The 13,632-nt window shown below is 46.0% G+C and carries 13 protein-coding genes and 1 pseudogene; 11 read left to right on the forward strand and 3 right to left on the reverse strand.

The window, feature by feature from the left end:
- The first annotated feature begins 34 nt into the window (after positions 1-34).
- From B4V02_RS02275 to B4V02_RS26420, 8 genes are all read left to right on the forward strand, one after another.
- The gene (locus B4V02_RS02275) at positions 35-979 is read left to right on the forward strand and encodes an ATP-grasp domain-containing protein (protein WP_244188437.1); all 945 of its coding nucleotides are present in this window, start codon (positions 35-37) and stop codon (positions 977-979) included.
- Entirely contained in the window at positions 976-1,659 is a 684-nt protein-coding gene (locus tag B4V02_RS02280; RefSeq protein ID WP_094153617.1) for an HAD family hydrolase, read from the forward strand. The genes B4V02_RS02275 and B4V02_RS02280 overlap by 4 nt, the downstream gene beginning before the upstream one ends.
- Positions 1,656-2,717, forward strand: a complete 1,062-nt coding sequence (pseG, locus tag B4V02_RS02285) for a UDP-2,4-diacetamido-2,4,6-trideoxy-beta-L-altropyranose hydrolase (RefSeq protein ID WP_094153618.1) — start codon at positions 1,656-1,658, stop codon at positions 2,715-2,717. The genes B4V02_RS02280 and pseG overlap by 4 nt, the downstream gene beginning before the upstream one ends.
- Positions 2,717-3,763, forward strand: coding sequence for a pseudaminic acid synthase (gene pseI / locus B4V02_RS02290; RefSeq protein ID WP_007432688.1), 1,047 nt, complete (start codon positions 2,717-2,719; stop codon positions 3,761-3,763). The genes pseG and pseI overlap by 1 nt, the downstream gene beginning before the upstream one ends.
- 91 nt (positions 3,764-3,854) lie before the next feature.
- Complete coding sequence (locus tag B4V02_RS02295; protein ID WP_094153619.1) at positions 3,855-4,802, forward strand: dTDP-glucose 4,6-dehydratase; 948 nt, start codon at positions 3,855-3,857, stop codon at positions 4,800-4,802.
- A 30-nt stretch (positions 4,803-4,832) separates the two neighbouring features.
- Complete coding sequence (pseC, locus tag B4V02_RS02300; RefSeq protein ID WP_094153620.1) at positions 4,833-6,044, forward strand: UDP-4-amino-4,6-dideoxy-N-acetyl-beta-L-altrosamine transaminase; 1,212 nt, start codon at positions 4,833-4,835, stop codon at positions 6,042-6,044.
- Between the two features lie 365 nt (positions 6,045-6,409).
- A complete protein-coding gene (locus B4V02_RS02305; RefSeq protein ID WP_007432685.1) occupies positions 6,410-6,607 on the forward strand; it encodes a cold shock domain-containing protein in 198 nt (65 codons plus the stop codon).
- Between the two features lie 244 nt (positions 6,608-6,851).
- Complete coding sequence (locus B4V02_RS26420; protein ID WP_244188438.1) at positions 6,852-7,274, forward strand: hypothetical protein; 423 nt, start codon at positions 6,852-6,854, stop codon at positions 7,272-7,274.
- 74 nt (positions 7,275-7,348) lie between these two features.
- Here B4V02_RS26420 and B4V02_RS27075 read toward each other — a convergent pair.
- The 3 genes and pseudogenes from B4V02_RS27075 to B4V02_RS26435 form a co-directional block, all read right to left on the reverse strand.
- A pseudogene (locus B4V02_RS27075) lies at positions 7,349-7,501 on the reverse strand (hypothetical protein); the annotation flags it as partial.
- 6 nt (positions 7,502-7,507) lie between these two features.
- A complete protein-coding gene (locus B4V02_RS26430; protein ID WP_094153621.1) occupies positions 7,508-7,807 on the reverse strand; it encodes a DUF11 domain-containing protein in 300 nt (99 codons plus the stop codon).
- Positions 7,808-7,848: 41 nt separating this feature from the next.
- Entirely contained in the window at positions 7,849-8,331 is a 483-nt protein-coding gene (locus B4V02_RS26435; protein ID WP_094153622.1) for a DUF11 domain-containing protein, read from the reverse strand.
- 250 nt (positions 8,332-8,581) lie between these two features.
- Between B4V02_RS26435 and hpf the strand changes: the two genes are divergently transcribed.
- The 3 genes from hpf to prfB all read left to right on the forward strand — a co-directional run bounded on the left by hpf (position 8,582) and on the right by prfB (position 13,584).
- Entirely contained in the window at positions 8,582-9,136 is a 555-nt protein-coding gene (hpf, locus tag B4V02_RS02325) for a ribosome hibernation-promoting factor, HPF/YfiA family (RefSeq protein WP_007432680.1), read from the forward strand.
- A 368-nt stretch (positions 9,137-9,504) separates the two neighbouring features.
- Positions 9,505-11,955 carry a preprotein translocase subunit SecA gene (gene secA, locus B4V02_RS02330; protein WP_094153623.1) on the forward strand — a complete coding sequence of 817 codons (2,451 nt, stop codon included), beginning with the start codon at positions 9,505-9,507 and terminating at the stop codon, positions 11,953-11,955.
- A gap of 515 nt (positions 11,956-12,470) precedes the next feature.
- A protein-coding gene (gene prfB, locus B4V02_RS02335) for a peptide chain release factor 2 (protein ID WP_157739697.1) occupies positions 12,471-13,584 on the forward strand; the annotation gives its coding sequence in 2 pieces (ribosomal slippage) (positions 12,471-12,542 and positions 12,544-13,584; 1,113 coding nt in all).
- Positions 13,585-13,632 lie beyond the last annotated feature (48 nt).

Here is a 13,632-nt window from a genome sequence, read left to right on the forward strand (position 1 = left end):
ATAAAGCGAGGTTTGCGGTATGAATGTCATGATCATGAGTATCAGTCAGAAGGTGCCTATGATTAAAGCGGTAAGGGATGCCCTGCATCGTGCCCGTCCAGGGGCCAAGTTGTATGGAGCGGATATTAGTGCTAGCTGTTTAGGGCAGTATGTGGTTGATGTATTCTGGCTTTGTCCTTCTTTACAAGATTTGACGGTGGATAGTCTTATCAGCTACTGTCATGCACAAGAGATTTCAGTAATCATTCCGAGCAGAGACGGAGAATTACTATATTTTGCAGAGCAGCGGCAACAACTAGAGAAGGCCGGCATTAGAGTTATGATATCGGATGTTGATGCAGTAGAGCTATGTTTGGACAAGTTACGCTTTTATGAGGTACTGGTGAAACAGGGATATCCGGTAATTCCAACATTCACAGAGCTTGAAGCTATAGCAACATCCTCCTACTATAACGTTGGACAATATGTGGTAAAAGAGCGATTTGGGGCCGGTTCAATCAATGCGGGTATTGGTCTTAGCCCCCATGAAACTAAAAGGCATGCGAAAAGAATGCTAAACCCGGTATTTCAGCCTCTGATCCAAGGGATGGAGTATAGTGTTGATGTGTTCTTGACAGGTGAAAGTAAGGCTGTGGGGGCCATTGTTCGGCAACGCAATTGGGTGATGAATGGGGAGTCACAGATCACGACATCAGTTCGTTACCCGGAAATAGAGGAACTGTGTCAGCAGATTGCAGAGCAATTCCGCTTTCGTGGTCATGTTATCTTCCAGCTTATAGTGGATGGAGATAAACGGCAGCATCTAATTGAGTGTAACTGTCGGTTTGGGGGAGCGTCGACGCTATCATTAGCAATGGGGCTGGATAGTTTTTTCTGGTTTCTGAAGGAGAGCGAGGGGACTCAAATTGACGACTTGTTCTTTCATAGATCTGCGCATGAGAAAATGCTAGTTCGGCATGCGGAGGACCTAATCTTATGAAGGTTTTTGTTTTTGATCTTGATGATACTTTGTACGAAGAAATTACTTTTGTTCGAAGCGGATTTCAGGCGGTCGCTTCTTACTTGAGCGAGCAATTTGGTATAAACTCACAGGAGGCCTTCTCAATCATGTGGGATGTGCTGGAGCAAGAGGGTAGAGGAAAGGTCTTTGACAGAGTGCTTGAACATTATGGGATGGCAACACGGCGTAATATCAGGAAATGCCTATCGATTTATAGGCTTCATCGACCGGACATCACACTATCCCCTGATGCGGATGCGGTTTTGAAGCGCCTGGCAGTCGAAGGCTCCCCGATCTATATTGTGACGGATGGCAACAAGGTCGTACAATATAACAAGATTAAAGCACTAGGTTTGGAAGAGCGGGTGAGGAAATGCTATATCACCTATCGATACGGGAGACATAGATCTAAACCTTCTCCTTATTGTTTCCAGCTCATCGCGCAAACGGAAAAGGTTGATCCGTCCGATATTATATATATTGGAGATAATCCGAACAAAGACTTTGTGGGTATACGGCCTTTAGGGTACCGCACGATTCGAATTCGTCGAGGGCATTTTAAGGATACCGTAAAGCCTGAGGAATATAATGCAGATGTGGAAGTGGAAACTTTGGACCAATTGTTTGAGACTACGACTGCTTGGGATGTATCCCAATGAAAATGCAGATCTTGATACGGGCAAACGCCTCTTCTCGACTGGGAATCGGGCATATGATGAGGTGCATTACCCTTGCCTTGAGTATACGGGATAACATACCAGCAGATATCCGCTTTGTGTGTAATGCTGATATACCGCAAGCTTTGGCTGAAGATATTTGCTGCAGAGGCTTTAGTCTTTCCTGTCTATCGGGAACTGATGAGGAACCCTTAGAGATGGATCGGGATGCCCAGGAGACTGCAGCTGTAGGTGGTGAACAATGCGATTGGCTTATTGTGGACCATTATGGCTTAGATGCCCGTTGGGAGCAATTGCTCCGTCCTTATGTCCGCAATATCTTGGTGATTGATGACCTGGCAAATCGGCCACATGATTGTGACGTACTATTGGACCAGAACTTATATCCAGATATGGATAAAAGATATATCGGATTGCTGCCGGAGCATGCACTTCAACTATTGGGCCCGGAATTTGCATTGCTACGGAACGACTTTTTCCGTCTGTCGGAAAAAGTGGTCGCTCGGACACAATGTCAATGCATTCTTGTTAATTTCGGTGGAAGTGATCCAACAAATGAGTTGGGGAAAATGCTGCCTGTCGTTGAAAGCGAAATCGGAAAACAGTTTCATTTTATTGTAGTTGCAGGTCCAGCCAACTCTCGTGTACCAGAACTGCGAGCAGCATTCTCTCCTTTTGACCATGTTACGTTTTATGAGAATTGTTCGAATATGGCGGAGCTGTTAGCCTCAGTGGATTTGGCGATCGGTGCAGGTGGAATCTCTATGTGGGAGCGCTGCTATATGGGTGTGCCTTCCGTGATTATCACCGTGGCTGAAAATCAGAAGGCAACTGTTGTGGAAGCAGCAAAACGGGGGCTTGCATGGTATATGGGGGCAAGTGGGGAGGTCAGGACTGAACAAGTTACAGATATACTGGAGAAATTGCTAAATAAGCCCGAATTGCTAGCTGAGCAGAGCAGGGCGGTTCTGGCTTTGACGGAGACGCAGAGAAGGAGCGGGAGACATCCCATCCTTTCCATATTAAAGGGGGAATTATAGTGGAATTCCAAATTGGAGACCGTTGGATCGGTAAGAAACACAAGCCTTTTATAATAGCAGAAATGTCTGGTAATCATAATCAGTCGCTCGATCGGGCGCTTGCCATCGTGGAAGCTGCGGCAGCATCTGGAGTGGATGCGCTCAAACTCCAAACTTATACAGCAGATACAATGACGTTGGACATTCATGAGGGCGACTTTTTCATTGAGGACCCGAACAGTCTGTGGAAAGGCAATTCGTTGTATAGTCTTTATCAGGAAGCATATACGCCATGGGAATGGCATGAACCCATTTTCAATAAATGTGCAGAGTTGGGGATTTTGGCGTTCAGCACTCCTTTTGATGAATCAGCTGTCGACTTTCTTGAATCATTGAAAGTGCCTGCTTATAAAATAGCTTCCTTTGAAAATACGGACATCCAATTAATTCGAAAGGTTGCGGCAACAGGCAAACCACTGATCATTTCAACAGGTATGGCGTCGGTGGCTGAACTAGATGAATCAGTTCGTGCAGCGAAGGAGGCTGGCGCCAAGGACATTGTTTTACTGAAATGTACAAGTACTTACCCTGCATCGCCAGACAATACGAATATTGCGACGCTTCCTCATTTGGAGCAACTATTCGGTTGCCAGGTTGGTATATCGGATCATACAATGGGGGTTGGCGTGTCGGTGGCGAGTGTGGCTTTAGGGACGACGGTAATTGAAAAGCACTTTACGTTGCGCCGCGCTGACGGTGGAGTGGACTCAGCCTTTTCCATGGAGCCTGAAGAAATGGCTGCGCTGGTGACGGAAGCAGAACGTGCCTGGCAGTCTATCGGTCATATTACATATGGTGCAACGGAACGAGAAAAGGAGTCTTTGAAGCATAGAAGGTCTCTCTATATCGCCAAGGACATCCAAAAGGGTGAAATGATCACTAGGGAGCATATTAAGGCAATTCGTCCAGGCTTAGGATTGCCGACAAAATTTCTAGACGAAATTATTGGAAAATCAGTGAAAGAGAATACCCCTAAAGGTACGCCAGTAAACTGGGGGTTATTTTAAGTGCCTGTGAGCCACAGGTTATAGAGTAAGTACAATCAGGCTATACACTATGAAGAGTCTCGACAAAATGAAATAGACAGGAGTTGCACTTATGAACATTTTACTCACTGGTGGCGCTGGTTTCATTGGGCGTTGGGTTGCCAAGCGTCTGTTGGAGGATGGGCATCAGGTTTGGATTGTCGACGATTTGTCGAATGGTCGTGAAGAAAATTTGTCGGAATTGGTCGAATATAGCGGCTTTAAAGAATTCATCCGGGGAAGCATTTTGGATGAAGTGCTGTTGGAACGATTGTTCAAAGAGCATTCTTTTGAAATTTGCTACCATTTGGGAGCTTCCATAAATGTACAGGATTCTATTGATGATCCACGCACTACTTTTAATAACGATACGGTGGGAACCTTCGCAGTCTTGGAGCAGTGCCGCAAGCATCAAACCAAGGTAGTTTTTATGAGTACATGTATGGTATATGACCGCTGTAGCGACGATCAAGGCATTAATGAGTTGCATCCGACCAAGCCGGCTTCTCCTTATGCAGGAGCGAAGGTAGCTGCTGAGAATATGGTATTATCCTACTATTTCGCTTATGGTTTACCGACAGTGGTTATTCGCCCGTTTAATACGTATGGTCCTTTTCAAAAGACAGGCGGCGAGGGCGGCGTAGTTGCAATTTTCATTAAAAACCATTTGGAAGGTAAAGACCTTAACATCTATGGGGAGGGCACACAAACCCGTGATCTTCTGTACGTTGAGGATTGCGCTCGCTTCGTCGTGGAGGCTGGATTTAGCGACCGTGTCAATGGTCAGATTGTCAATGCGGGATTGGGGCAGGATATTTCTGTGAACGATCTGGCATTTCTGATTAGTGGTGATCAGTCCCGTATCAAGCATGTGGAACACATCCATCCGCAAAGTGAGATTCAAAAGCTGTTGTGTAACTCGGCGAAGGCGAAGGAGTTACTTGGTTGGGAACCGCGTATTAATTTGGAAGAAGGTATCCGGCGTACGACGGTCTGGATTCGCGAGAGCGGCATGATCTAGTTTGTTTTAAGCATAGAGGGGGTTAATCGAATGTCCGATGATGTAATAACTGGACCTGTGCGTGATACACTGCTGCCATATGGACAGCAATGGATTGACGATAAAGATATTCAAGCTGTCGTGGATGTACTCCGTAGCGGGTTTGTTACGCAGGGACCTGCGATTCAGCAATTTGAGGCGAAGGTTGCTGAGTATGTAGGTGCCAAGTATGCGGTGGCGTTCACCAACGGAACTGCTGCACTGCATGGAGCCTGTTTTGCTGCTGGGATTGGACAAGGCGACGAGGTTATCACAACACCACTTACGTTCCTCGCCAGTAGTAATTGTGTGTTATACCAGGGAGGAACACCGGTGTTCGCCGACATTGATATGCACACCTACAACATTGATGCGGATCGGATTGCAGAGCGGATTACCGAGCATACTCGGGCGGTCATAGCCGTCGATTTTACGGGTCAGCCGGCTGAACTCGACAAGATATCGATGTTGTGCCGGGACCGTGGGCTGGTGTTCATTGAGGATGCGGCTCACTCTTTGGGGGCGGATTACCATGGGCGCAAAGTAGGTTCATGGGCGGACATGACCATGTTCAGTTTCCATCCGGTCAAGCATATTACGACAGGCGAGGGTGGCATCATTGCGACGAATTCTGAGGAATTTTATCGAAAATTGTTATTGTTCCGTAGCCACGGTATGACACGCGACCCACAGGAGATGACAAAAAACGACGGCCCTTGGTATTACGAAATGCAGGAACTGGGATATAACTATCGTATGACAGATATCCAGGCTGCATTGGGGAATTCCCAAATGGACAAGCTGAATGCATTTGTAGAGAAGCGTCGCACGATCGCTCGGGCGTACAATGAAGCTTTGGGTGAGTTGACCGGGATTGTCCTTCCTGAACAGCTTGCTGGGGCGCACTCCAGCTGGCACTTATACGTGATTCGTTGGCTACCGGAGTATTTTAAAGCAGATCGGAAAACGATATTTGAGGCGCTACAGTCTGAAAATATTGGTGTAAATGTGCATTACATTCCTGTTTACCTACAGCCTTATTACCAACACCTCGGATATGAGGAAGGACTGTGCCCGAACGCTGAGGAATATTATCGGACAGCAGTAACACTCCCTCTTTTTCCTAAGATGACAGATCAGGATGTACAGGATGTAGTCCAGGCGATTCGTAAGATATGGGCCAGATATACGAGATCAGTTTCTGGAGAAAATCCAATAAAGTAAAAATCTGATATGAGACCAACTTCTAATGATGACCATGAATAGTCGTCTCATATGAGGATGGAGCATGAGCAGGAAAAATATCTCTTGCGGAATTTTCTGTGATGGAGCTCTTCTGTAATTTAATTATAGAAGAAAACTATTTAATTTTTTTGTTTCAAATAAATTTGTACGGGGTAAAGGAGCTGAGGAGCTCCTTTATTTTTGCATATACTGCCTTGATTAAATCAATACTTGATCCTAAATTGTGGTAAAAAAATGTATGAAAACATTATCAATTCCAATTGACAATGGATAAGTTTGGGTGGTATAGTCGGAAATGTGGGCGAGAGCTTCACTTCATTTGATGACGAAGGGAATGTTAGTGCATGCAAGGTAAAGTAAAATGGTTTAACGCTGAAAAAGGTTATGGTTTCATTGAAACTGCTGAAGGCGGCGACGTATTCGTACATTTTTCCGCAATTCAAACAGAAGGCTTCAAAACACTTGAAGAAGGACAAGACGTGGAGTTCGACATTGTTGAAGGCGCACGTGGACCACAAGCCGCTAACGTAACCAAACTATAATCATCCCCGGCATAGCCGACCTACATAATTGGTAAGATGGTTAGCAATGGATAACACGCTAGCAACTGCCCTGGAATGCATTCCAGGGCTTTTTTATGTTTTCAAAATACATAAGGATTTTCTGAAACCCCAACATAAAAAGAGTCCCTTACACGGTGGTAAGGAAGCTCTGAGTAATGAAAAATTATTCTACAGAACCGTCAAAGTTAGCCATCTCCACAAAAATAGTATTGGAGGAAGCAGATTGTTTTTCTATGCGTCCGTCGGGATAACGGAATTGATAGCGCAGGATAGCCTGGGCTATCAGATAAGGACGGAGCGCGGTTTCAATATCAAAGGAGAAGACGATGACGGCTTGATGGTTGGGATCAAGGCGACCCAATGGGAGACCTTGAAGCAGCTTAGGATACGGAAGTGGCCAGAGTTTACGGTAACGGTTCGCAATAAAAGGAAATCCTCGGCTGCGAATGGTGCAGTGAGCAGTAGCTCCTCCAGCGGAGTATTGCCGATGTTTTCCACATGGACGGTGAAGGACAAGCTGCCCTCTTCCCCAACACGCAGAGCGCTGGAGCTAAGTGTAAGCTTGGGAATGGCTGCAATAGCGGTCACATCGATAGTGTTGGATTTGGGTGCTTTCCTGGATGGTCTCTCCTCCACTACGACGTGAGGTGTATTCGATGGTGGCTTTTGCAAAGTAGCTTCGGTAGTTACGTTGCCAAAGTTGTTAAGTTGAACCGTATAGGTAAGGGGCTCCCCGACAGAGGCGGTAAGCGTGCTGGACGTTTTGGTAAGTGCAATAAGCGGATTGAATACAGGTACGATAAGCGGATCGGAAAAGGTAGTGCCGGTGAATGTTCTACTGGTAAACGTAACGGCTACGATATCTGTGAGCAGTGGAGGCTACAGCAAAGTTTGCACGGACGTCTGGAAGCTTGCGACAAATGTATTTCCAGGTGCAACATTACCGATGGCAATTCCAGCAACCGGAGAAGCATTAGGGAAGGCTACGCCGTCGATGAGCACACTGTCTGGAACAAAGGAGGTTCCAGCCGGAATCGTATCGGTTACAATGGTATCTGTGACCAGATCTATACCGCTATTCGTGATGCTCAGTGTGTATCTGATCGTATCGCCGACTACAGCGGCTGCCAAACTGGTTGCTTTTGTCGCCTGGATATTAGGGTGCGGATATGGTGACATTGACTGTATTTGATGTGATGGAACCGCTCAGTACTCTACCGTCAGGTGATGAGTAAGTAAAAGTTCGCTTGCCCAACGTCGGTCAATATAGGTGGAGCTGGCAGAAATGAGACGACTGTTTGGAAGCTCACCACGATACTGCTGGAAGGAACAAGCGAGCCAAATGTAATACCTGTAACCGGTGAAGCCCCAGGGACAAGGATGCCGTTAACACCGACGTTGTTATGCAGTAGCTCAGAGCCAGTCGGGATATTATCTGACAGCACAGGTATAACGGCGATATTGCCAGTATTGGTTAACGTTAGTGTATAGAGCAGTGTTGAAGCAATTTGCGCGTTGACGGTATTGATAGTTTTTATCAAGCTAACGGTCGACTGATTCGTAATTTGCGGCGGCTGTGGCAGACTGACGACAGAAACTTGAAATGTGACGGCTGCCGAATTGGAACGTGCCAGCCCAAGTGTATTTCCGGTAAAGGTGACAGATCCCGTCTGGTTCGTTACGTAACGCTGAATAAAAGCCATGGATTAGCCTCCTGCTTTCCATCTCTTCCAATCCGCTATACTTGGAGGATCTTCGACTGGGAAGAACCAGCTAAGCTGGATGTAATAATCCTTTCGTATAATTAAACATTACTTTTTCAAAGGATGGCGTTACCAGAGGCGTTTTATCGAAATATGAAGAATTTTGTAAAATAGCTTCGAAATGTTGGGTGTTTTTTTTACTTGGCGTTAACATATGTGTTATACTGAAGGGGCAAAGGAGGCGTGCCCTATGAACTTAACAGTACGAGGTCAACAGATCGAGGTTACCGACGCTTTGAAGGACTACGTTGATAAGAAATTCAGCAGACTTGAAAAGTATTTCGATGCACCCCCGACGTCTGACGGAAGTGTAACGTTAAGCACAACCAGAGATTTGCACACTGTAGAAGTAACCATTCCTTTGCCGGGGCTTGTACTCCGTGCCGAAGACGAAAGCGATGACATGTATGCGTCCATTGATGCCGTGGTAGACAAGCTTGAGCGGCAAATCCGCAAGAACAAAACCAAGCTAAACCGAAAATTCCGTCAAAAAGGCAGTTTGAAAACTCTTTTTGTGGAAGATCCGGCAGGCAGCGTGGTTGTAGCTGAGGATGCAGACTTGGATGAGCTGGAGGTCGTTCGCACCAAGCGTTTCTTATTGAAGCCTATGGATGTGGAAGAAGCTATTCTTCAAATGAACATGGTTGGACATAATTTCTTCGTATTTGCCAATATCGATAACGAAGAGGTCAGCGTGGTTTACAAACGCAATGACGGTAAGTATGGTCTGATCGAACGGGAATAGTTTGTAGAGTTAGAAGCTCATCTTATTTTAAAATGAATAGTACATTATTAATGCAATCATGTTTTATGGATATTAGGGAAAATGATAATAACGACGAGCCTTATCCCTGCGAATCTGGCGGGGTAAGGCTCTTTTATATGTGTCTTTCTTGCGTCAATTGCTCTGGTATCTTTAACCGGATGCAATTCCTGAGGCTGCTTGTGTTGCGGCATGTCCTACAAACTGTTACAATTTATGCAAAGAACATCGCACGATGGGCTGGTACAGCCGGGCCTGTCAAACATATCAGGAATCAATTTCATCATGGACCCTTTCTTATTGTGAAATTGATTCTATTAATTAATTGTTTTGCGTGAAAGGGGTAAACCATGCTAGGAATTGTCAAGAAAATTTTTGGTGATACAAATGAACGTGACGTCAAGCGTTTAATGAAGACGGTTGAACTGATCAATAAAATAGAGCCGGATTTTGAGAAGCTCTCGGATGAGGAACTGAAAGCGAAGACGGTGGAGTTTAGAGAGCGGATTGAACAAGGTACTACGGCTGAAGAAATTCTGCCGGAAGCTTTTGCGACCATTCGTGAAGCGTCCAAGCGGGTGCTGGGCAAACGCCATTATGATGTCCAGATGCTGGGCGGTATTGCGCTGCATGAAGGTAAAATTGCCGAAATGAAAACCGGTGAAGGTAAAACATTGGTAGGTACGTTGCCGGTTTATTTGAATGCTTTGCTGGGCAAAGGCGTGCACGTGGTTACGGTCAACGACTATTTGGCACAGCGTGACAGCGGAGAAATGGGACAAATCTATAACTTCCTGGGGATGACTGTAGGGCTGAATTTGGCGAACATGGATCATGCCGCCAAGCAGGAAGCTTACGCCTGTGACATCACGTACGGTACGAATAATGAGTTTGGATTTGATTATCTGCGCGATAATATGGTGCTTTACAAAGAGCAGATGGTACAGCGGCCATTGTACTTCTGTATCATTGATGAAGTGGATTCCATTCTCGTCGATGAAGCTCGTACACCATTGATTATTTCAGGACAAGCTCAAAAATCGACAGAACTGTATTTTGCAGCTGACCGTTTTGTGAAGAGCCTGAATGTTGAAGAAGATTACACGCTGGATATTAAGGTGAAGTCGGTTGCCTTGACCGAAAACGGCGTATCCAAGGCTGAAAATTTCTTCGGACTGGAAAATCTGTACGATCAGGAAAGTGTGACGATCAACCATCACATTGTACAGGCATTGAAGGCTAACGCTATTATGCGCCTGGATGTGGATTATGTCGTAGCTGACGGTGAAGTCCTGATTGTCGATGAGTTCACAGGCCGTCTGATGGCTGGACGTCGCTACAGTGATGGTTTGCATCAGGCCATTGAAGCCAAGGAAAACATCATTGTACAAAATGAAAGCATGACGCTGGCGACGATTACATTCCAAAACTACTTCCGTATGTACCGTAAATTGGCGGGTATGACGGGTACAGCGAAAACAGAAGAAGAAGAATTTAAAAAAATCTATGGTCTGGAAGTACTCCAGATTCCAACGAATCGACCTAACCAGCGTGTAGATATGCCTGACGTTGTATACAAGAGCGTAAAAGGTAAATTCCATGCAGTGGTGGATGAAATTCTGGAGCGTAACAAAAAGAATCAGCCGGTATTGGTAGGTACGGTTTCTATTGAAAACTCGGAGCTGCTTTCTGAGATGCTGAAACGCAAAGGCGTTCGTCATAAGGTGCTTAACGCCAAGTATCACGCTGAGGAAGCGGAGATTATTTCCCACGCAGGTGAAGCTGGCGCAGTTACTATCGCTACCAATATGGCAGGACGTGGTACTGATATCGTATTGGGCGAAGGCGTACCAGAACTCGGTGGATTGCATATCATTGGTACAGAGCGTCATGAATCCCGCCGTATTGATAATCAGCTTCGCGGACGTGCAGGACGTCAGGGCGATCCAGGGTCCACACAGTTTTACTTGTCACTCGGCGATGAATTGATGAAGCGCTTTGGTGCGGATAACGTACTGAATATGATGGAGCGCTTGGGCTTTGAAGAAGACCAGCCAATCGAGAGCCGCATGATTACACGTGCTATTGAATCAGCGCAAAAACGCGTCGAAGGCAACAACTTTGATCAGCGTAAAGTCGTTCTTCAGTATGATGATGTTATGAACCAGCAGCGTGCTATTATCTACAAACAGCGCCGTAAAGTGCTGGAATCAGAGAATATTAAGGAAATTGTGTTTGATATGATCAAGCCTGTCATTGAGCGTGTGGTGGAAGCTCATTGCGGGGATGACATTCCTGAAAACTGGGAGCTTGAAGAAGTTGCAGAGTATGTGAATAACAACCTGCTTGAGGAAAATACACTGACTCGTGACGATCTGTGGGGCAAGGAAAGAGAAGAGATGGTAGAAATGATCTTCGAGAAAGTTACCGCCAGATACCACAGCCGTGAAGAGATGATTGGCGAGGAAATGGTACGCGAGTTCGAGAAGGTTATCGTACTGCGTGCAGTTGATAGCAAATGGATGGATCATATTGATGCTATGGATCAATTGCGTCAAGGCATTCACTTGCGTGCTTACGGCGGTACTGATCCGCTACGTGAATACCAATTTGAAGGCTTCGAAATGTTCCATGCTATGATCGGCAGCATCCAAGAGGAAGTATCGACATACATCATGAAAGCACAAATTGAATCCAACCAAGAGCGTCAGGCTGTCGTTGATGAAGATAAAATCTCGACAAGTGGCGAACCTGCTGCACCTAAAAAGAAATCCGCCCCTGCTCGCCCACGCAGAAGATAATGATTTGAATTAAGGGATAGCTATAGAGATACACCATTCCGTGCAATGCATATAATGGCAGACGGCAGTACATTCACTGACCGTCGGCCATTTTGTGCCATACAGGGGACGACACTGATGTTTTCAACGGATAGCTCTTTTGTTGGAGGATTCGGTTGAATAATTTTTTCTTGAAAGGGTTGTTCCTATCTCTATAATTATGACAAAAAAGCAGGCCCCTGCTTATTTGTCAGTTAATTCAACTCTTGACTCGGCTCACATACCAGAGCTGGTTATTTAAAAGCAGTTTGACTTTACGGCGGTCGGTAGCGAAGCGGAGGATTTGAATCTGGAGAAGCGCCAACGTTCGCCTTTGCAGTTAGATGCCCACCTGTAAATGTGTTATTTCAATCAGGGCATCTCGCTGCAACAGCGATCGTAAGATCAAATCATTCGCGTAGCGTCTCTTCTCCCACCCAGCCGTAACTCACAACGCTTTTACTCCCCCTAACCACATATTAAAGGAGAATGACATCATGATTGATGCAAGTGTAAAACATGATTTACGAGAAATAGGCAAGAAACTAACAAACCTTAGGGGGTCTCTTTGACTTAGATCTCAAACAGGAAATGATCGCGAACTTTGAGGAAAAGATGGCTGCGCCTGATTTTTGGGATGATAACGAAAAGGCCCAAGGTGTAATTGCCGAAATGAATGCTGTTAAGTCTTCTGTGGACAGCTATGAACAGCTTCGTCAGGAATATGAAGACGCAGGCATGATGGCTGAGCTGGCTGATGAGGAAGGCGATGAAACACTGGTTGGAGAAATTGAAAACAGTGTCAGATCGCTGCTGGGCAAATTGCAGGAGTTTGAACTGCAGTTGCTTTTAAATCAGCCATATGACAAGCTTAATGCTATTCTGGAGCTGCATCCGGGAGCAGGCGGTACCGAGTCCCAGGACTGGGGCCAAATGCTGCTGCGTATGTATACACGCTGGGCAGAAAAACGGGGCTTCAAGGTGGAAACCCTGGATTATCTGGCAGGTGATGAAGCGGGGATCAAGAGTGTAACCCTGTTGATCAAAGGTTATAACGCCTACGGTTATCTTAAAGCGGAGAAAGGCGTGCATCGGCTTGTTCGCATCTCTCCATTTGATTCCTCCGGTCGTCGGCATACATCGTTCGTATCCTGTGATGTGGTACCGGAAATTGCGGATGATGTGGATATTGAGATTCGCACGGAGGATCTTAAAATTGATACGTACCGGGCCAGCGGCGCGGGTGGTCAGCATATTAATACGACCGACTCAGCTGTTCGGATTACGCATTTGCCTACCGGTATTGTCGTGACTTGTCAAAATGAACGTTCTCAGATCAAGAACCGTGAACGTGCGATGACGATGCTTCGTTCCAAGCTCTACGAGCGCAAGATTGAAGAACAACAGCAGCAATTGGACGAGATCCGTGGAGAACAGTCTGATATTGCATGGGGGAGCCAAATTCGCTCCTACGTGTTCCATCCGTACAGTATGGTCAAAGATCATCGTACCAGCGTGGAAACAGGCAACGTGGGAGCTGTTATGGATGGCGATCTCGATTCGTTCATCGACGGTTACCTGCGCAGTCAAATTAAGCTGGACGCAGAATAATAGCCTGTATGTTTTCCTACAGAACCGTGGACCGGGTGCCTGCGGACT

It is taken from the genome of Paenibacillus kribbensis (assembly GCF_002240415.1).
Taxonomy (GTDB): domain Bacteria; phylum Bacillota; class Bacilli; order Paenibacillales; family Paenibacillaceae; genus Paenibacillus; species Paenibacillus kribbensis.